The organism is Amycolatopsis sp. NPDC057786 (assembly GCF_042797905.1).
In the GTDB taxonomy this organism is placed as follows: domain Bacteria; phylum Actinomycetota; class Actinomycetes; order Mycobacteriales; family Pseudonocardiaceae; genus Amycolatopsis.
Window position 1 is genome coordinate 219,830 of record NZ_JBHVKW010000001.1, and the last position, 18,964, is coordinate 238,793.

Below are 18,964 nucleotides of genomic sequence, written 5' to 3' on the forward strand. Positions count from 1 at the left end.
AGAGCACTCCCGTCGAAACCCTCGCGGAGGAATCCACGTGTCCACGGTGCCGTCACCACCGACCCACCACCGTCGCCTGCGCTGGCAGGCCTTGGCCGGATTCATCGCCATGGCGGCGATCGTGGGCATCGTGGCCGGGCTGGCGGTCGCCACCCGCACCGACACGCACAACGCGCTGGTCCGTCCGTCGTGGGCGCCGCCGGGCTGGCTCTACGGCCCGATGTGGTCGGTCCTGCTGCTCCTGGTCGCCTTCGCGGGCTGGTTCTACTGGCGCACCGACGGCGAAACGCGCGGCTTCGCCTTCTACGGCGTCTGCCTGCTGCTGACTCTGCTGTGGACGCCGCTGTTCTTCGCCGGCGGAGCGCACGTCCTCGCGCTGGCCGACGTCGTCGTGCTCGACTTCGTCGTGCCCATCACGATGGCGGAGTTCGGCCGCCGGTCGAAACTCGCGGCCTGGCTGCTCGTGCCGTATCTGCTGTGGCTGCTGTTCTCGACCGCGGTCAACGCCGCGGTCGTCTGGCTCAACTGAGCTTCGGTTCCTTGGGTTTGCGGCCCTTGGCCCGGACGGCGAGCAGGAACTGGCGGATCGCGTCCACCACCAGGATCGCGGCCAGCACGCCCAGCCCGATGGCACCGGCGAGCGGGCCACCGAAGTAACGCTGCGATTCGAGCGTCGTCGTCTCGCCGTAGGTGATCACGACCGGGACGACACCGGCCTTCCAGCACGCGAAGGAACCCCACACCGCGAGCGCGGCGAGGATCAGTTCGACCGCCCCCACCACGGCGCGCAGGGGTTTGTGCAGCCGGGCGTCACGCCGGGAGTCCTCCGGTGGCCAGAGATCGGCGCCGGTCGGCTGGGGAAGGTCGATCACGGTGAGCAGTTTCTCATGACTCTGTGGTGCGGGCACGCACCAAATCCCCGAGAGCCTCGCGGAGCGCGTCCGGGTCCTTGGCCCAGGCGCGCACGAAGACACCGTCGTCGAGTTTCAACCCGACTTCGCCGTACTTCTTGGGGATCGTCCAGCCGCCACCGAGGACCCGCGAGCCGACCGGGGCCTCGTCTTCGAGCACCTCGGCGATCCGGGCCGCCTCAAGCGTTTCCCGGCCTTGGCGGTAGCCGTCCGCGGTGACTTCGAGCGAGAGGTACCGGCGGCGCGCGTACACCCAGGGCACGGTGATCGCCACCAGCCCTGCCGCGACCAGGATCCAGGCGAGCCAGTGGACCGGGCCGCCCGTCGCCAGCTCCGCGAGCAGCCCGGCGAGGGCGAACAGCGGCGCCCACAGCAAAGCCGTCCAGCCGACGCCGGGTTCGTCGTAGAGGGACGGCTCGGCGGTCATGGCAGCGTGCGCCCGACCTTCGGGAAATGGTCGGCGACGCTGGGCAGGTACATGAGCACCAGCGCGATCGCCACCAGCAGGGTGGACACCAGCAGGAACACGTTGAGCGAACCGCGCAGGATCAGCAGTTCCACCAGGACCAGGAAGACCGCGCCCACGGTGAGGACCGTCCTTGCCGACCGCGTTCCCTCACGGGCCTTGTACGCGAACAGCGCGAACAGGACCGCGAAGGTGAGCGCGCCGCCGAACAGCATCCACAGCAGGGTGTTCACGCCGGAAGCGACTTGCACCGGGTCGGCGGGCTGGCCGGGGACCGGGTTCTCCCTGATCTGCTTGAGGATGCCTTCGGTCAGTTCGTCCTTCAGCACCAGCAGGGCGATCTGCCCGGCCACCAGGACGACACCGGCGAGGATCCACAGCCAGAACGAGATGGCGACCGGTTTCGGCACCGTGATCTTCGGCGGCTTCTGGCCGGGCAGGATCGGATCCGGTGACATCCCCCGCTTGCGGCGCTCGTCGTCCGTTTCGTCGGCTCTGCTGTCGCTCACGCTGGGCAGCCTAGAGGGTGCCTCAACGTTTCTGTTCGACCGGAGGCCTCGGGTTCGCGGAGGCGGGCCGCCGACAAGGCCGGGTGAGTAATCGGCCGCGGCCCGGCCACGGAAATCCGAAAGCGCGCTTCGAGAGACATCGCCTAGTCCAGCCAAGCAGCGGCTTCGGCGGCCCAGTAGGTCAGGATCATGTCCGCGCCCGCGCGGCGGATCGACGTCAGTACCTCGAGGATCGTGCGTTCGCGGTCGAGCCAGCCGTTCGCCGCGGCGGCCTCCACCATCGCGTACTCCCCCGAGATGTTGTACGCCGCGACGGGAACCGTCGACGCCTCGGCGGCGGCCCGGATGACGTCCAGATAGGACAGCGCCGGCTTGACCATGATCATGTCGGCGCCCTCGGCGATGTCCAGCTCGATCTCGCGCAGCGCCTCGCGCACGTTGCCCGGATCCTGCTGGTACGTCTTCCGGTCGCCCTTCAGCTGCGAATCGACGGCCTCGCGGAAGGGGCCGTAGAAGGCGCTGGCGAACTTCGCCGAGTACGCGAGGATGCCGGTGTCGGTACGCCCGGCGCGGTCGAGCGCGGCGCGGATGACGCCGACCTGGCCGTCCATCATGCCGCTGGGGCCGAGCAGATGCGCCCCCGCTTCCGCCTGTGCCAGACCCATTTCCGCGTACACACGCAGGGTCGCGTCGTTGTCGACACCGCCGTCGGCGTCGAGGACGCCGCAGTGGCCGTGGTCGGTGAACTCGTCGAGACACGTGTCCGCCATCAGGACCGTCGCGTCGCCGAGTTCGGACCTCAGGTCGCGCAGGGCGACGTTGAGGATGCCGTCCGGGTCGATCGCGCCGGAGCCCTCGGCGTCGCGCGTCTTCGGGATGCCGAACAGCATCAGGCCGCCGACACCGGCGTTGACCGCGTCGACGGCGGCTTTGCGCAGCGTGTCACGGGTGTGCTGGACGACGCCGGGCATGCTGGAGATCGGGCGGGGCGCGTCGGCGCCCTCGGCCACGAACATCGGGAGGATCAGCTGGCGTGGGCGCAGCGTCGTCTCACCGACCAGCCTGCGCATCGCCGGAGTGGTACGGAGCCTGCGGGGACGATGTTCGGGGAACACCCCTACGACGGTACTCCCGCTCACTTGAGGGGCGGTGAACGGCTCGGGGAGGGCCAGGTGGCCGAACCTTTCCTAAGGAACGGTAAAGAGTCGACTTTGTCCGATTCCTACGCGGTGTGACGTGGGTTACCTTCCCCTTCATGTCGAGCTCAACGGTGACCGACCAACTGGAAGAACCGCCCGTCGGCTGGCGCGCAAGGCTGCGCCAGGTCGGGCCAGGGATCATGGCCGCGGCGACCGGGGTCGGCGCGGGCGACCTCGTCGCGACGATGGTGGCCGGATCGCGCTTCGGGTACACGCTGCTGTGGGCGGTGCTCGTCGGCACGATCTTCAAACTCGCGCTGGCCGAAGCCGTCGGCCGCTGGCATCTGAACTCGGGCCGGACGATCCTGTCCGGCTGGCGGACGCTCGGGATCTGGGCGCTGATCTACTTCGGGATCTACGCGGTGATCTGGGGCTTCGTCTACGGCGCGACCGCGATGTCCGCGTCGGGTCTGCCGCTGAACGCGCTCTTCCCCGCGCTTTCGGTGCGGTACTGGGCGATTATCTGCGGCCTGCTCGGCTTCGCGCTGGTGTGGTTCGGGCGCTACGCGATCATCGAGAAACTGATGACCGTTCTCGTCGGTGTCATGTTCGTGACCGTGGTCGGGACCGCGATCCTCGTCGTGCCGAACTTCGCCGAACTGTTCAAGGGCGCCGTCCCGAGCCTGCCCGACGGCTCGCTCGTCTACGTCCTCGGCCTGGTCGGCGGCGTCGGCGGCACGATCACCATGGCGGCGTACGGCTACTGGACGCTCGCGAAGGGCTGGCGTTCGTCGAAGTGGCTCCCGATGATGCGCACCGACAACGCCGTCGGCTACATCATGACCGGGATCTTCGTGATCGCCATGCTGATCGTCGGCGCGGAACTGCTGATGGGCCAGAAGATCATCTCGGGCGACAAGGGCCTGCTCTTCCTCGGCGACACCCTCGCCGAGGACTACGGGCACTGGGCACGGATCCCGTTCCTCATCGGCTTCTTCGCCGTTTCGTTCACGTCGGTGATCGGCGTCTGGCACGGCGTGAGCCTGCTCTTCGCGGACTGGTGGCGGATTCTGCGGCTGCCCAAGGACGCGACGGAAAGCGTTGAGACGTATGAAAAGAAGGCCGGTGAGCGCAGCCCCGCGTACCGGGGATACGTGCTGTGGCTGACCTTCCCGCCGATGGCGTTGTTGTTCCTGGACCAGCCCTTCCAGCTCACCGTGATCTACGGCGTGCTCGGCGCGTTGTTCATGCCGTTCCTGGCGGCGACCCTGCTGGTGCTGCTGAACACCTCTCGGGTGCCTCGGGAAGGGCGTTCGCGGTGGCTGTCGAACGGGCTGCTGGGCGTGTGCCTGGCGATGTTCGCGTACCTGGCGTACACGGAGGTCGTGAAGTTCTTCTCGTGAGTGGCGATCACCGAAGTCCGTGAGTCCTGGAAACCAGGGCTACAGCACCCGCGGCGGCAACGGCCAGAACGAGAGATTTCATGATCACTCCCCGGTGCTTGTCGGAATCCCGAGCTATGACCGGCCGCTACGCACATGGCGAACTTTCACTAAGCAGCACACGTACTTGACGGCCCCATCACTGCGTCTGGCGCCAAGGGTGGCGGGGCTCGCGTCTTGAGTACCTACAGCGGGTGCACGGTGGCGATTTCGCGTGATTGGACGGACGACACGCGTGATCAGGCGGACGACTCGCGGTGGAACCCGGCCGCTTTCGCAACGTCGGCCACGCAACGAAGGCCCCCTTCACTGCGCTAGACGCAGTGAAGGGGGCCTTCACGTACTAGACCGTCAGGAGCGACGGGCCCGCTTCGCCTTGCGAGGCGGCGGGAGCGCACCCTCGGCACGGAGCCGGGCGGCGTGCTCGGCGAGCGCGTCGACCAGGTGCGGGACGTCTGCCTTCTCGGGCTGGACGTCGACCCGCAGCCCGAACTCCACGGCGGTCTCCGCGGTCTTCGGGCCGATGCACGCGACCAGCGTGCGGGTGTGCGGCTTGCCGGCGATGCCGACGAGGTTCCGCACGGTCGAGGACGAGGTGAAGCAGACCGCGTCGAAACCGCCGGTCTTGATCATCTCGCGGGTCTCGGCGGGCGGCGGCGCGGCGCGCACCGTGCGGTACGCGGTCACGTCGTCGATCTCCCAGCCGCGTTCGCGCAGACCGGCCGAAAGGGTCTCGGTGGCGATGTCCGCCCGCGGCAGCAGCACGCGGTCGACCGGGTCGAGGACGTCGTCGTACGGCGGGAACTCGGCGAGGAGGCCCTCCGAGGACTGCTCACCCTCCGGGATCAGCTCGGGAATGATGCCGAAGGAGCGCACCTTCGCGGCGGTCGATTCGCCGACACAGGCGATCTTCACGCCCGAGAAGGCGCGGGCGTCGAGCCCGAACTCCTCGAACTTCTCCCACACCGCGCGGACGGCGTTGGTCGAGGTGAAGACGATCCACTGGTAGCGGCCGTCGACGAGACCCTTGACCGAACGCTCCATCTGGGCGGGGCTGCGCGGCGGCTCGACCGAGATGGTCGGGACCTCGTGCGAGGTGGCGCCGTGGCCGCGAAGCCGCTCCGCCATCTCACCGGCCTGCTCCTTGGTGCGCGGCACCAGGACCTTCCAGCCGTACAGCGCGCGCGACTCCCACCACGACAGCTTCGAGCGCTGGCCGACGGCCTGGCCGATGGTCACGATGAGCGGGCCGACGAGCTCGCCCGCCTCGTTCGCGACGGTGGCCAGCGTGGTGTCCAGGGTGCGCTGGGTGTTGATGGTGCCGTTGGACGTCACCGCGACCGGGGTGGTCGGCGCCAGCCCGTGCTCGGTCAGCGCGGACGCGGCCTCGGCCAGGTGCGCCGACGTCGCGTGCAGCACGATCGGGCCGGGGGTCGCGGCCAGCGCGGCCCAATCGACGTCGCCGCGGACGTCGACCTCGGTGTGCGTGCCACCGAGCGCGACACCGGCGTACGCCGGCACGGCCGCGCCGGGCGAGACGCCCGGGATGATGTCGAACACGGCGCTGGTCCGGGAAACGGCCTGCACCTCGGCGACGACGGCGGGCTGGGTCAGCGGGTCACCGGCGATCAGCCGGAGCACCAGCCGTCCGGCCTTGGCCTCGTTCACCAGGTCCTTGGCGACCTCGGTGGCCTCGCCGACGGCGGGGCGCACTTCGGCACCTTCGGCGGCGAAGGCCAGGACGCCTGCCGGGACGTCCGGGTCGGTCACCACGACCTCGGCCTTGGCGAGCAGCTCCTGAGCGCGGACGGTCAGCAGACCGGCGTCACCGGGGCCCGAGCCCACGAAGGCGACACGCCCGGTGGTCTTACGCGCGGGGGTCATCTGTGCGTTCTCCTCTTGAGCGGCCGCAGTCGAGCGCGGCCCTACCTTCAACGTTCTGACTCACTGGGCGGGGCCGGACAGCGCGCCGGCCCCCAGGTCGAGCAGCTCGGCGGCCAGTGTCCGGCCGAGCTGATCGGCTTCGTGCTTGTCGGCGAGCGCGGAAGCGCGCACCATGTCGACCACGTCCCCGTCCCCTTCGACGGCGGCGGTGCCCCGCAACGAGATCCGCTCGACGACCCGCCCTTCGGCGTCCAGGTCTTCGACGATCTCCGCCAGCGCTCCGACCGGTGCGCTGCACCCGGCTTCCAGCGCCGCGAGCAACGCCCGTTCGGCGGTCGCCACGGCACGGGTGCCTTCATCGTCCACTGTGGACCCGAGCAGGTGCTCGATGTCCACGTCACCGGTCCGGCACTCCACCGCCAGCGCGCCCTGTGCGGGCGCGGGCAGCATCTGGATCGGGTCGAGGGTCTCGGTGATCTCCTCCGCCCGGCCGATCCTGGCCAGTCCGGCACGCGCCAGGATGACGGCGTCGAGCTCTCCGTCGCTCACCTTGCGCATGCGGGTGTCGATATTGCCTCGGATCGGCACGATTTCCAAACCGAGACCGAGCGCGCGCAGCTGCGCGGTCCGCCGCGGCGAGCCGGTGCCGACGGTCGAGCCGGGCGGAAGCTCGCCCAGCGTCAGCCCGTCACGGGCGATCAGCGCGTCGCGCGGGTCCTCGCGGCGCGGCACGGCGGCGAGCGTGATGCCCGGCTCCGGCTTCGTCGGCAGGTCCTTGTACGAGTGCACGATGACGTCGACTTCCTCGCGCAGCAAGGCTTCGCGCAGCGCGGAAGTGAAGACGCCGACCCCGATCGTCGGGATCGGCGCGGACGATTTGTCGCCGGGCGTCGTCACGGTGACGAGCTCGACCTCGGCGCCGGTGGCGCGCAGGGCGTCGGCGATGGTGCCGGTCTGCGCGAGGGCGAGTTTGCTGCCGCGCGTCCCGATACGGATGACTCTGCTCACTGATGATCACTGTCCTTTTTCGCGGCGCAGCGCGCGGCCGCGATCGCGCCGCCAGGGCGCTCCTGATCTTGAAACTCGCGTGTCATTACTCGGCGCCCTGCCGTCGCGATACCGGGGCCTCCGGCCGGAACGCGCGCGACGGCTCGTTTCCCGAGGGCGGGATCGGGCCGCGCTCACCACTGGCACCCTTCGGCGCGGTGGGACTGGCCACCGCGGCAGGCGCCTGCGGGTCGAGGCAGAACAGCTCGCGCAGCGCGTTGGCGTAATCGGTGTCGGCCGTCTCGGCGGCCAGCTGCTTGACCCGCACCGTCGGCGCGTGGAGCAGCTTGTCGACCACGCGGCGGACCGTGCGGCCGACCTCCTCGCGGACCCCGGGTTCGAGGTCCGGCAGGCGGTTGTCCAGCCGCAGCAGTTCGGCGTCGACCACCTCGGCCGCCCGGCGCCGCAGCGCCGTCACCGTCGGGGTGACCTCGGCGCTGCGCTGCCCGGCGAGGTACTCGCGCACCTCGTCGAGCACGATGCCGGTGGCCTTCGCGGTCTGCCGTTCGGTGGTCGGGGTGCCCGCTTCCCGCATGCGGCGCTGGATGGTCTCGAGATCGACCACGGTGACGTCGGCCAGCTCGGCGACGTCGTGGTCGACGTCGCGCGGGAGGCCGAGGTCGCAGACGACCAGCGGGCGTCCGGCGCGGGCCGGGACGTGCTCGGCGGTGAAGACGGCGGCCTGCGCGCCGGTGCAGCAGACGACGACGTCCGCCTCGGCGACCGCGTCCGCGATACCGCTCATCTGGACGGCCTTGGCTGGCACGCCCTGCTCGACGCTCGCGGCGGCGAGACGGGCGGCCCTCGCCTCGGTGCGGTTGGCGATGGTGATCTCGCCGATCCCGGATTTGCGCAGGTGGGACGCGGTCAGCGCGCCCATCGAACCGGCGCCGACGATCAGCGCGTGCTTGCCCGCGATATCGCCCGCGGCGGCCAGCGCCTCGGAGACCACCGACGCGCCCAGCTGGTCGAGGCCGGTCTCGGTGTGGACGCGTTTGCCGACGCGCAGCGTGGTCTGGATCAGCTCGTGCAGCGTGCGGCCGACCGTGCCCGCCTCACGCGCGGTGGCGTACGAGGACCGGATCTGGCCGAGGATCTGCGTCTCGCCGACGACCATCGAGTCCAGCCCCGAGGTGACCGAGAACAGGTGCTCGATCGCGGCGCCCGCGTAGTGCACGTACAGCGAGTCGTACAGGTCCGCGGGCCGCATCCCGGCCTGGCGGGCGAGCACGTCGGAGACGTCGTTCAGGCCGCCGTGGAAGGTCTCGACGACGGCGTAGACCTCGATGCGGTTGCAGGTCGAGACGAGGATCGCTTCGCTGACGTGCTCGGCCTGCTGCAATTCGTGAAGGACCTTGGTCACGTCGGTCGCGGGGACGGCGACGCGTTCCAAGGTGCTCAGCTCGGCACTGCGGTGCGAGAGCCCGACCGCCAACACGCTCATTTCAGCGCACCACCATTCCGTTGCCGTGGCCGTTCACGCTGCCATTGTCGGCGCCCCCTGGGCCACCGTCTCCTCCGCCGTTGCCGTTAGCGGCCAGATCGGCGCGGCGAGCGACGTGGAACGACAGGATCTGCAGTTCGACCGCGAGATCGACCTTGCGCACCTCGATATGTGCCGGAACCTGCAGCACCACCGGGGCGAAGTTCAGGATGCACTGCACGCCACCTGCGACGAGCCGGTCGCAGACCGACTGCGCGGCGGTGGGCGGAGTGGCGATGACGCCGATGGAGATCTGCCGTTCGGCGCAGACTTTGGGGATCTCGTCGAGATGCGAGACCGGGAGCCCGCCGACCGGGACGCCGACCAGGTCGGGGTCGAGGTCGAACAGCGCCTCGACCGGGAACCCCCGGCCGGGGAACCCGCCGTAGTTGGCCAGCGCGTGGCCGAGGTTACCGATGCCGACCACGGCGACCTTGTGCTTGCGGGTCAGGCCGAGGATCCGCTCGATCTGGCTGACCAGTACCTGGACGTCGTAGCCGACGCCGCGGGTGCCGTAGGAGCCGAGGTAGGACAGGTCCTTGCGCAGTTTCGCGGAGTTGACGCCGGCGGCCTGCGAGAGCTCCTCGCTGGAGATCGTCGTCGCGCCCTGCTCGGCCAGCCCGGAGAGGACACGGAGGTAGACGGCGAGGCGGGCGACGGCGGCTTCGGGGATCGACTTCGCGCGGACCGCTTCCGGTTCGGCGGTGGCCTCGACGGCGGGCATCTCCGCGGTGGGCGCGTTGTCGGCGTCCGGTGTCACCCGGGTGCGCCGGCCTCGTTGCGACACCACGCTTGTCCGCTCCCTCTGGTCCCTGCTGACGACATGAATCGCCCGAACCTGGAAATCGGCTCTTGACCCGCGGCGCTGAGTCCGGTTCGATGCCGGGCGCTTTCGGAGGCGACGTATCTACGGTAGCCACTTGTGAACGCAGGCACAAAGTCACTGGTAGGTGCTGTGGTCAGTCTCTCTAGCGGGCGTTGACCGACACCGTGTGCCAGCCCGTCGCGCCGTCCGGGACCGTTCCGGCGCGCTCCGGGGTCTGCGTGTAGCCCGACCGGTCCGTCGCCCGGACGGCGATCTCGTGCTGACCAGGGCCGATCTGGACCTCGGTCCACCACATCCGCCAGGTGTCCTTCGACGTCTCGGCCGACAGGACGGCTTCCTGCCACGGCCCTTGATCGACCCGGACCTCGACCTTCGCGACACCGGTGTGCTGCGCCCACGCGACCCCGGACACCACGACCTTTCCCGCGTTCACCGCCGAGCCGGGCGCGTCGATGCGCGACTGCGTCTTCACCGGCGCCTCCCTGGCCCAGCCGCGGCCGAGCCAGTACGCCTGGCGCTCCGCCCACGTGGTGATCTCCAGCTCGGTCACCCATTTCGTGGCGGACACGTAGCCGTAGAGGCCGGGGATCACGATCCGCGCCGGGAAACCGTGCTCGATCGGGAGCGGTTCGCCGTCCATGCCCAGGGCGAGCATCGCGCCGCGTGCCGGGTCCAGGGCGGCTTCGACCGGGGTGCCGCAGGTCCAGCCGTCGACACTGGTCGCGAACATCTGCTGGGCACCGGGTTTCACGCCCGCTTCGTTCAGCAGGTCACGCAGGTCGATGCCGATCCAGCGGGCGTTGGAGATGTACGGGCCGCCGACCTCGTTGGAGACGCAGCACAGGGTGACGTCGCGTTCGATCAGCGGCCGCGAGCGCAGATCTTCATACCTATAGGTGACTTCGCGATCGACCATTCCGCGGATCTGCAGGCTCCAGTCCTCGGTGCGGACCTGCGGGACCACCAGCGCCGTGTCGATCCGATAGAAATCCTTCGGAGGGGTGATGTACGGCGGCGTGCCGAGCTTCGCGAAGTCCGCGTCGGGCGGGATCGGCGGCGCGGTCCTCGCCGCGACGAGCCTGCCGACGGCGGCCCGCGATTCCTCGGCGTTCTTCCTGGTCCCGACGATCTGACCGGTCAGCGCGGCGACGCCGGCCCCGGCCGCGACGGAGGCCCCGGTGATCAGCACCTTCCGCCGGTCGGGCCCCTCCCCTTCACGGTCGTCGAAGAAGACCTTCGGGCGGAAGAACGTGTGCAGCCGGGTGAACACGACGAGCGCGACGACGGTGGCGATCACCGGCGCCAGCAGTGCGATCTGCCCGAGGTCGGTGCGCACGAAGACGGCGGCGACACCCGCCGCGCCGAGGACGCCGACGATCACCTGGCCCGGCAGCGGGTTGCGGCGCGAGAGCTGCCCGGCGAGCAGCGCGAACAGCACCAGCACCACGGCGAGACCGATCTTGAGGACGAACTTGTCCCAGGTCTCCAGGGTCTGCTCGGCCCAGGCGACCACCGCGTGCGGGCTGTGGTCGATGACGAAATTCGCGACGGCGACGAACGGCGAGGCCGTGTACCCGACGAAGCCCGCGACGAGGTGTCCCACGCCGAGGGCGGCCACCAGCGACAGGAGGCCGGTCAGCGCGGCTTGGGAAAAGGTGAGCCTGCGTTCGTCCACGACTCCATCTTCGCCACGGATACGCCCCGAGGACGGCCGATCGCCCTTACGAGACTGTTACGCCAGCGCCTTCCGGAGCCTGTCCTCTTCGACGCGCCAGTAGCCGTGCTCGACGTCGTCGATCAGGATCACCGGCACGCGGTCGCCGTATTCGGCCCGCCATTCGGGGTCGCTGTCGACGTCCTCCGCCGACCACGCGACGCCCAGTTCGCCGCAGATCCGCTCGATCTCCTGTTCCGCGACCTCGCACAGGTGGCAACCCGTGCGGGTCATGACGGTCACGTGGTGCGCCATGCGTCCCATCCTTACCTGAGGCGCATCCTGCGCAGCTTCCCGGTGGCCGAATGCGGCAAGGACTCGGCGAACTCGACGGTGTGCGGCACCTTGTACCCGGCCAGGTGCTCCGCGCAGTGCTCGACCACCTGCTGCTCCGAAAGCGAAGCACCGGGCGCGGGGACGACGACGGCCTTCACCGCTTCGCCGGTCCGCTCGTCGACCACACCGACGACGCCCGCCTCGACGACCTCGTCCAGCATCGAGATCACGTTCTCGACCTCGTGCGGGAAGACGTTGAAACCGTTGACGATGATCAGGTCGTTGGCCCGGTCCACCAGGTGCAGGTCACCGTCGGTGTCGAGGTAGCCGACGTCGCCGGTGCGGAACCAGCCGTCCTCGTCGGGACCGTGCGAGCCGTCGGGCCAGTAACCGGAGAACAGGTTCGCGCCGCGGATCGACACCAGACCGGTGCCGCCGTCCTCGTCGAAGGCGTCGCCGAGGTCGTCCGGGTCCAGCGGGACGGGCTCCGCGTCGCCGTCGCTGTCGACCAGCCGGAGCTCGACGCCGGGCAGCGGCCGCCCGACCGAACCCGGCTTCGGGTAGCCGGTGACCAGCGTCGTGGTGACCACGGGCGCGCATTCGGTGAGGCCGTAGCCCTCGTAGACGTCGAGGCCGGTGGCGCCGCGGAGCGCGGTGAGGATCTTGGGGTGCAGCGGCGCCGCGCCCGACGTCATCCGCCGGACGGTGGACAGGCCCCGCCCGAGCTCCTCGGGGTCCATCGCGGCGAATTCGGCGTACATCGCGGGCACGCCGGCGATCGACGTCACCCGATATTCGGCGCAGTCGGCCAGCGTGCGCTCGGCGAGGAACCGTTCGGACAGGATCGCCGTCGCGCCGACCGCCGTGGTCTGCAGCAGGCCGGGGCCGAGGCCGTAGACGTGGAACAACGGGATGGTGATGAGCACGCGGTCGCCGTGCACGAGCGGCGTGGGGACGATCCGGCTCAGCTGGTCGAGGTTCGCCAGCAGCGCCCGGTGCGACAGCATCACGCCGCGCGGCGGGCCGGTCGTGCCGGAGGTGTACGAGATGACCGCTATGTCCTCACCGGCGCCGGACTCGTCGACCGGTTCGGCTGCTCCATCCGAGGTAACAGGCGGTGAGAGGCTTGTCACTCCATCGGGGAGCTCCTCGGTGACTTCGCGTTCGAGGACGAGCCGTGCGCCGCTGTGCTCCAGCAACCCGTTCAGCTCCGCCACCGGCCCCTGCGGCGAGATCGGGACGGCCACCGCGCCCGCCCGGAGCACCCCGAACAGCGAGACGGCGAACGCGGCCGACGTCGGCAGCCGCAACGCCACCCGGTCGCCGCGCTCGATTCCCGCGTCGAGCAGGGCGCGGGCCAGCGCGTGGGCGGCGTTGTCGAGTTCCGCCCAGCTCAGCGCGACCCCGCCGCCGGTCTCCTGGACGGCCGCTTTGCCCGGCCACTGACGGGCGGCCTCGGCGAGCAAAGTGGGCACGCTTCCTTCGGCAACCTGCTCCGCGCTCAACTGCGAACCTCTTCCCTCGGTGAACGGCGTTGTCAGTTTGTCATCTCGGCCACCGTCATGGGTGTCACTCGCTTTCGTCGCAGTTCCGTAACCCCGGCACCGCTACCTACTTCGCGGTAACTACACGTATGCTGCTGGGCGTCGTCGAGTGGTGTTGATCACTCGATGGTGAGAAAGGGAGTCCGGACGTGCAGATCTTGCAGGCCCACGCGGCGGTGGGACATGCGGGCCGGTACTCCCTGTCCGGAACGGGAGGTGGACCGTGACTCTTCCCGCGCCGAATCCCGTCTCCATGGTGGCGGGCCACATCCTTCGCCGGAGCGGTTTCCCCGCTGCGCCGTCGCCCCGTGCGAAGGCGGAAGAGAGCGACGCCGCGGCCGAAGCCGCCAAGGCCGAGGCCTGGGATCTGGTCAGCGCCGCGCAAGGCGGCGACACCTCCGCGTTCGGGCGGCTCTATGACCGCTACGTCGACGTCGTCTACCGCTACGTGCTGTTCCGCCTCGGCGACCGGGATCTCGCCGAGGACGTCACCAGCGAGACGTTCCTCCGCGCGCTGCGCCGCATCACCTCGGTGAGCTACCAGGGGCGTGACGTCGGCGCCTGGTTCGTCACCATCGCGCGCAACATCATCCTCGACCACGTGAAGTCGAGCCGGTTCCGCCTCGAGGTGGTCACCGACGAGGTCGCCGAGCCCAACGGGGCGCCGATCGGGAACGTCGGCGTGCAGGCGGTCGCGGGGCCCGAACAGCAGGCCATCAGCCGCGCCACCCGCGCCGAACTCCTGCGGTGCGTCGCCGAACTCGGCGAGGATCAGCGCGAATGCATCGTGCTGCGGTTCATGCAGGGGCTTTCGGTCGCCGAGACCGCGGCGATCATGAAGCGCAACGAGGGTGCCATCAAGGCCCTTCAGCACCGCGCGGTACGCCGTTTGGCACAACTTCTGCCCACAGGACTGCGTTAGGGTTCCATATTTGTCCCTCACCGGGCCTTGCCGTAACCCTTGGGCGTCCCCGCTCGTTTTCTCAGCCAGACCGGTGTCAGGACCGGGCTGAGCAGATGGAGACTTCGCCGTGGGCGTGCCGGGATGGTTCGCGCGGGAGCGGGCGGACGGTGACCGCTTCGCCGACCTTGTCGACGGCACCGCGTACCCGGAGGACGACGAGTTCGCGCGCGAACTCGCCCTGGTCGGCGGATTGCGTGAGCTGGGCGCCGGCGGCGCCCCCGACGCGGAGACACGGCAACGGATCCGTGACGAGATCGCCGGACGGCTCGCCGAGGCCGAAGCCGCGCCGAAGCGTCGTGGTCACGTCGTCGCCAACCTCGCCGCGGCCGCCGTCGCGCTCGTGCTGGCACTGGGCGGCGTCACCCTGCTGCTGTCCAAGGACGCGTTGCCGGGCGATCCGCTGTACGGCATCAAACGAGCGGGTGAATCGGCCGCGCTCGGGCTCACCTTCGACGAGCAGGAGAAGGCGAAGAAGCATCTGGAGTTCGCCGCGAACCGTGTCGGCGAGCTCGGCGAACTGACGCGGCAGGGCGCGCCCACCGACGCCTATTTCACCGGCCTCACCGATTTCGAGACGGACCTGCGCGCCGGTGTCTCGCGGCTGACCGCGCTCGTCACCGATCAGGGTGGCCAGACCCGGCTCGCCGAACTCCGCACCTGGGCGCGGCAGCAGTCCGACCGGCTCGGTCTCCAGGTGGACCAAGCCCCCGCCGAAGCGCGCGACAAGTTCGCCGCTGCCCGTGTCCTGCTCGACAAGGTCCAGGAGCGCACGACGGATCTCGGGTCGCGCCTGGTCTGCTACACGATCACCACGGGCTCTTCCGACGAACTCGGCGCGGTCCCGGCCGTCGGCGACTGCGTCCGCGACCCCGACTCCCCCCACGCGGTCCTGCCGCCCGCGTCTTCTCCCCCGCCGCCGTCATCGGCACCGACCGGGTCACCGGCGCCGACCTCGGTGCCGCCGTCGTCCGCCGTGGACACCGCGGCCCCGACCGGGCCGATCGCGCCGCCGACCGGGGGCACGCCGCCGCCCGTGGTCCCGGTCCCCGGCCCCACGAACCTGCCGCCACTGCCGACGAGCACCACCACGCCGAAGCCGCCGCTGATTTCGATTCCGCCGCTCATTCCGGGGTTACCGCCGATAACCATCGGCTGACTCACCGTCGATGAGGGAGGCACCACACCTGGGACAGCGTGGTCGGCCGCTCGCTACGCTGTGCACAGGCACCTGGGATTCCGGAGGCGGTGTGCGTGTCAGTTTGGCGGGGCAAGGATAAGAGTCAAGAGCTCGAACGACTGGCCGAGCTGGCGGGCGAGGCGTCGGCCGAGGCCGCCATGGCGACCGCGACCGCCGAAGCGCTCGAACCGCCCGCGCCGCCCGCACCGCCGGACCTGACGGCGGCCGCGTTCTTCGACGTCGACAACACCATGATGATGGGCGCGTCGATCTTCTACTTCGCCCGCGGCCTGGCCGCGCGCAAGTTCTTCACCTCCGCCGATCTGGCCGGATTCGTCTGGCAGCAGGTGAAATTCCGGCTCGGCGGCCGGGAGAACAAAGAGGACATCAAAACCCACCGCGAGCGCGCACTGTCCTTTGTGGCCGGCCGCACCGTGCAGGAACTGACCGACATCAGCGAAGAGATCTACGACGAGCTGATGGCGGACAAGATCTGGTCCGGCACCAGGGCCCTCGCGCAGATGCACCTCGACGCCGGACAGCGCGTCTGGCTCGTCACCGCGACCCCGATCGAGCTCGCGGCCATCATCTCGCGGCGTCTCGGCCTCACCGGCGCGCTGGGCACCGTCGCGGAGACCAAGGACGGCGTCTACACCGGCCGTCTCGTCGGCGACCTGCTCCACGGCCGGGCGAAAGCCCACGCCGTCCGAGCACTGGCGTCACGCGAAGGGCTGAATCTCAAGCGCTGCACGGCGTACTCGGACTCGCAGAACGACGTCCCGATGCTGTCCGTCGTCGGGACCGCGGTCGCGGTGAACCCGGATGGCGGCCTTCGCGACGTCGCACGGGCGCGCGGCTGGGAGATCCGTGACTTCCGGACCGGGCGCAAGGCCGCGAAGATCGGCGTGCCCTCGGTGCTCGGCGTCGGTGCCGTGGCCGGTGCCGTCGCGGCGGGCATGGCCTACCGGAAGCGCTAAGCCATGCGTTTAGTCCTCTGGATGCGGTCCGTGCCTTCGACGACGTTGCGAAAGTGGGCTTTCGCAACCCGCCACCTTGCCCAACGCGAAGCGCCGACCCGGCACTCGCGTGCTCAAGGCCGAAACTCGCGTGTCTGAAGCCGTCATTCGCGTGATTGGGGCCGTAACTCGTGAGTTACGGCCCCAAGCACGCGAGTTACGGGTCTGATCACGCGAGTGACGCGGTTCTAGCCCTTGAAGACGCTCTTCCGCCGCGAAAGGCGTTTGTACAGCGACTGCTGGATCGACTCCCGCACCTGGTCGGTCAGCGTGAAGACCAGCATCGGGTCGTCGACGGCGTCCGCGTCGTAGGTGTCCGTGCGGATGGGCTCGCCGAACTCGATGCTCCACTTCGTCGGCAGCGGGATCGCGCCGAGCGGGCCGAGCAGCGGGAAGAACGGCGTCACCGGGAAGTACGGCAGGCCGAGCACGCGCGCGAGGAGCTTGATGTCGCCGATCTTCGGGTAGATCTCCTCCGCGCCGATGACCGACACGGGGATGATCGGCACGCCGGTCCGCAGCGCGGCCGAAACGAAACCACCGCGGCCGAACCGCTGCAGTTTGTACCGCGACGAGAACGGTTTCCCGATCCCCTTGAACCCCTCCGGCCAGACGCCGACGAGTTCTCCCTTGCGCAGCAAGCGTTCCGCGTCGGCGGTGCAGGCGAGTGTCTGCCCGGACTTGCGGGCGAAGGAGCCGACCAGCGGCAGCTGGAACACCAGATCCGCGCCGAGGCCGCGCAGATGCCTGCCGCCGGGGACGTGGTCGTGCACGGCGACCGCGGTCATCAGCGCGTCGAGCGGCAACGTGCCGGAGTGGTTCGACACCAGCAGCGCGCCGCCGTCGGCGGGCAGGTTCTCGACGCCGAAGGTGTCGACGCGGAACCACTTCTCGTACAGCGCGCGCAGCGGCGGCAGCAGCAGGGTCTCGGTGAGCTCGGCGTCGAAGCCGAACTCGTCGACGGTGTAGTCACCGGTCAACCGGTCACGCAGGAAGCCCAGCGCCGTCCTGAGCGAGGCCGGGAGGAGATCCGCGTCGGCCGGACCGGTCCTGGCGGGCGCGACGCGCGCCGCCACGGGGAACTCGACGACGGGCGCGTCCGCCCGGCGCTCCCGCTCCAGATGTTCTTGAGCTTCTTCCGACTCGCGAAGATCCCGTTCCGCTTGGACGGCCGGGTCCGGCTTCTCTCTGCCGGGGCCGTGCAACGGGATGACCTGCGCTTCAGCGCCGCTCACGTTTTCCGCCTCGCCTTCGTGAGAGTTTTCGGGGTCGTTCTCGTGTGGCCTGCTCACCGGCGCGCCGCCTGTCCGGTCGCCGCGGCCACGAGCACCTTGCTCGCGAATCCGGCCAGCTTGCCGCCGTCCACCACGGGACGGAGCCCGCGGCCGGAGATGTAGTCGTCGAACGCTTCCCGCGTCGTCCAGCGCGGGGTGTAGCCGAAATCCTTCTTGAGCTTCGTGATGTCCACGACGCGGCCGAAGTTCAGCAGCCGCACCTGGTCGGCGGAGAAGTCGACCACGCGGGCTCCGCGGAGCACCTTGCCGACCGACGGCACGACACCGCTGGGCATCGGCAGCTCGACCCGGCCTGCTCGCCGGATCGCCTGCGAGAGCGTGAGCACCCCGTCCGAACCGACGTTGAACACGCCCGGCTTGTCGTTGAGGGTCGCCTGCTCGAACACCGACAGCGCGTCCGAAGCGTGGAGCAGCTGGAGGCGCGCGTCGTAACCGAAGACGGTCGGGACGAACGGCAGCGCGAAGTAGCGCGAGAGCACGGTGTCGATCTCGGGGCTGATGATGTTGGCGAACCGGAACAGTGTCGTCGTGATGTCGGGACGGCGGCGCAGGAGCCCGCGGACGTATCCCTCCATCTCGACGGCGTCCTTCGCGTAACCGCTGGTCGAGGTGGGGACGAGTTCGGATTCCTCGGTGAAGACGGCCTGCGAGCGCGCGCCGGCGCCGTAGACGGCGGCCGTCGACTTCACCACGAGCTTGCGCACGAGCGGCGAGCGCTGGCAGGCGGCCAGCAGCCGCATCGTGCCGATGACGTTGACCTCTTTGATCGCCGTCCGGCGAGCGGGGCCCGCCGGATGCGCGGTGCACGACGCGTGCACCACGGTGTCGACCTTTGCCGTGCTGATCACCTTGGCGATCAGCGGGTTGCGGATGTCGGCACGGACGTATTCGGCGTGCCCCATCCGCTGCAGGACCGACTTCCGCGGCGGCGTGGTGTCGACGCCGATCACCCGCTCGAACTCCGGATTGTTGCCGAGTCTGGCGAGCAGCTTCCCGCCAAGGTCTCCCCCGACCCCGGTGACGAGCACGATGTTCGACGGCATAGGACTCCCTGCGGCTTTGGGCGGTTCTCGGACTCGATCACGGGGTCCTGATGACCTTGAGCACTGGTCGATCCACCGAGTGTGCGCGTACCTGCACTCATGGGAAGCATCGCGCGGCTGCCCTTGAGATGTTACCGCTCATTAGGGGTAGTCGAGGCAGCGCTTACATGCTATTAACCAGCCGCTCGCAGAGGGGATGCACGTCTCACTCGAATGGGCGGAAAACGC

General features: G+C 69.7%; 18 protein-coding genes. 5 read left to right on the forward strand and 13 right to left on the reverse strand.

The features are described 5' to 3' along the window. Positions 1-37: 37 nt before the first annotated feature. Positions 38-529: a TspO/MBR family protein gene (locus ACFVM3_RS01080; protein ID WP_378434395.1), complete on the forward strand. Its 492-nt coding sequence runs from the start codon at positions 38-40 to the stop codon at positions 527-529. Here the strand turns inward: ACFVM3_RS01080 and ACFVM3_RS01085 are convergent. From ACFVM3_RS01085 to hemB, 4 genes are all read right to left on the reverse strand, one after another. After that, the gene (locus ACFVM3_RS01085; RefSeq protein WP_378434397.1) at positions 522-908 is read right to left on the reverse strand and encodes a hypothetical protein; all 387 of its coding nucleotides are present in this window, start codon (positions 906-908) and stop codon (positions 522-524) included. The two genes, ACFVM3_RS01080 and ACFVM3_RS01085, sit on opposite strands and share 8 nt — an antisense overlap. After that, the gene (locus ACFVM3_RS01090) at positions 886-1,338 is read right to left on the reverse strand and encodes a hypothetical protein (RefSeq protein WP_378434399.1); all 453 of its coding nucleotides are present in this window, start codon (positions 1,336-1,338) and stop codon (positions 886-888) included. The genes ACFVM3_RS01085 and ACFVM3_RS01090 overlap by 23 nt, the downstream gene beginning before the upstream one ends. Next, positions 1,335-1,886, reverse strand: coding sequence for a hypothetical protein (locus ACFVM3_RS01095; protein WP_378434401.1), 552 nt, complete (start codon positions 1,884-1,886; stop codon positions 1,335-1,337). The genes ACFVM3_RS01090 and ACFVM3_RS01095 overlap by 4 nt, the downstream gene beginning before the upstream one ends. A gap of 143 nt (positions 1,887-2,029) precedes the next feature. Beyond that, entirely contained in the window at positions 2,030-3,001 is a 972-nt protein-coding gene (hemB, locus tag ACFVM3_RS01100) for a porphobilinogen synthase (RefSeq protein ID WP_378434403.1), read from the reverse strand. 140 nt (positions 3,002-3,141) lie between these two features. Here hemB and ACFVM3_RS01105 point away from each other — a divergent pair, with 140 nt between their 5' ends. Next, positions 3,142-4,428, forward strand: coding sequence for an Nramp family divalent metal transporter (locus tag ACFVM3_RS01105; protein ID WP_378434405.1), 1,287 nt, complete (start codon positions 3,142-3,144; stop codon positions 4,426-4,428). Between the two features lie 390 nt (positions 4,429-4,818). Here ACFVM3_RS01105 and ACFVM3_RS01110 read toward each other — a convergent pair whose 3' ends face one another. The 7 genes from ACFVM3_RS01110 to ACFVM3_RS01140 form a co-directional block, all read right to left on the reverse strand. After that, entirely contained in the window at positions 4,819-6,351 is a 1,533-nt protein-coding gene (locus ACFVM3_RS01110; RefSeq protein WP_378434407.1) for a uroporphyrinogen-III synthase, read from the reverse strand. Between the two features lie 60 nt (positions 6,352-6,411). Continuing rightward, on the reverse strand, positions 6,412-7,359 hold the full coding sequence (hemC, locus tag ACFVM3_RS01115; RefSeq protein WP_378434409.1) for a hydroxymethylbilane synthase: 948 nt from the start codon (positions 7,357-7,359) through the stop codon (positions 6,412-6,414). Positions 7,360-7,444: 85 nt separating this feature from the next. Continuing rightward, positions 7,445-8,842 carry a glutamyl-tRNA reductase gene (locus ACFVM3_RS01120; RefSeq protein WP_378434411.1) on the reverse strand — a complete coding sequence of 466 codons (1,398 nt, stop codon included), beginning with the start codon at positions 8,840-8,842 and terminating at the stop codon, positions 7,445-7,447. A 1-nt stretch (position 8,843) separates the two neighbouring features. Then, on the reverse strand, positions 8,844-9,671 hold the full coding sequence (locus tag ACFVM3_RS01125) for a redox-sensing transcriptional repressor Rex (protein ID WP_371878877.1): 828 nt from the start codon (positions 9,669-9,671) through the stop codon (positions 8,844-8,846). A 178-nt stretch (positions 9,672-9,849) separates the two neighbouring features. Further along, positions 9,850-11,382: a molybdopterin-dependent oxidoreductase gene (locus ACFVM3_RS01130; RefSeq protein WP_378434413.1), complete on the reverse strand. Its 1,533-nt coding sequence runs from the start codon at positions 11,380-11,382 to the stop codon at positions 9,850-9,852. Positions 11,383-11,439: 57 nt separating this feature from the next. Continuing rightward, a complete protein-coding gene (locus ACFVM3_RS01135) occupies positions 11,440-11,676 on the reverse strand; it encodes a glutaredoxin family protein (RefSeq protein ID WP_378434415.1) in 237 nt (78 codons plus the stop codon). An 11-nt stretch (positions 11,677-11,687) separates the two neighbouring features. Continuing rightward, positions 11,688-13,172 (reverse strand): AMP-binding protein, encoded by a 1,485-nt coding sequence (locus tag ACFVM3_RS01140; RefSeq protein ID WP_378434417.1) that lies wholly within the window; start codon positions 13,170-13,172, stop codon positions 11,688-11,690. A gap of 292 nt (positions 13,173-13,464) precedes the next feature. On the opposite strand from ACFVM3_RS01140, the gene ACFVM3_RS01145 reads away from it, so the two are divergent. The 3 genes from ACFVM3_RS01145 to ACFVM3_RS01155 all read left to right on the forward strand — a co-directional run bounded on the left by ACFVM3_RS01145 (position 13,465) and on the right by ACFVM3_RS01155 (position 16,359). Continuing rightward, positions 13,465-14,163: a sigma-70 family RNA polymerase sigma factor gene (locus ACFVM3_RS01145; RefSeq protein ID WP_378434419.1), complete on the forward strand. Its 699-nt coding sequence runs from the start codon at positions 13,465-13,467 to the stop codon at positions 14,161-14,163. A gap of 109 nt (positions 14,164-14,272) precedes the next feature. Further along, complete coding sequence (locus ACFVM3_RS01150; RefSeq protein WP_378434421.1) at positions 14,273-15,361, forward strand: DUF5667 domain-containing protein; 1,089 nt, start codon at positions 14,273-14,275, stop codon at positions 15,359-15,361. A gap of 95 nt (positions 15,362-15,456) precedes the next feature. Next, complete coding sequence (locus tag ACFVM3_RS01155) at positions 15,457-16,359, forward strand: HAD family hydrolase (protein ID WP_378434423.1); 903 nt, start codon at positions 15,457-15,459, stop codon at positions 16,357-16,359. Between the two features lie 227 nt (positions 16,360-16,586). Here the strand turns inward: ACFVM3_RS01155 and ACFVM3_RS01160 are convergent, their stop codons facing one another. Both ACFVM3_RS01160 and ACFVM3_RS01165 read right to left on the reverse strand, forming a co-directional pair. Further along, positions 16,587-17,690 (reverse strand): lysophospholipid acyltransferase family protein, encoded by a 1,104-nt coding sequence (locus ACFVM3_RS01160; RefSeq protein ID WP_378434425.1) that lies wholly within the window; start codon positions 17,688-17,690, stop codon positions 16,587-16,589. Next, positions 17,687-18,736 (reverse strand): NAD-dependent epimerase/dehydratase family protein, encoded by a 1,050-nt coding sequence (locus tag ACFVM3_RS01165; protein WP_378434427.1) that lies wholly within the window; start codon positions 18,734-18,736, stop codon positions 17,687-17,689. Before ACFVM3_RS01165 ends, ACFVM3_RS01160 begins: the two co-directional genes overlap by 4 nt. Between the last annotated feature and the right edge of the window lie 228 nt (positions 18,737-18,964).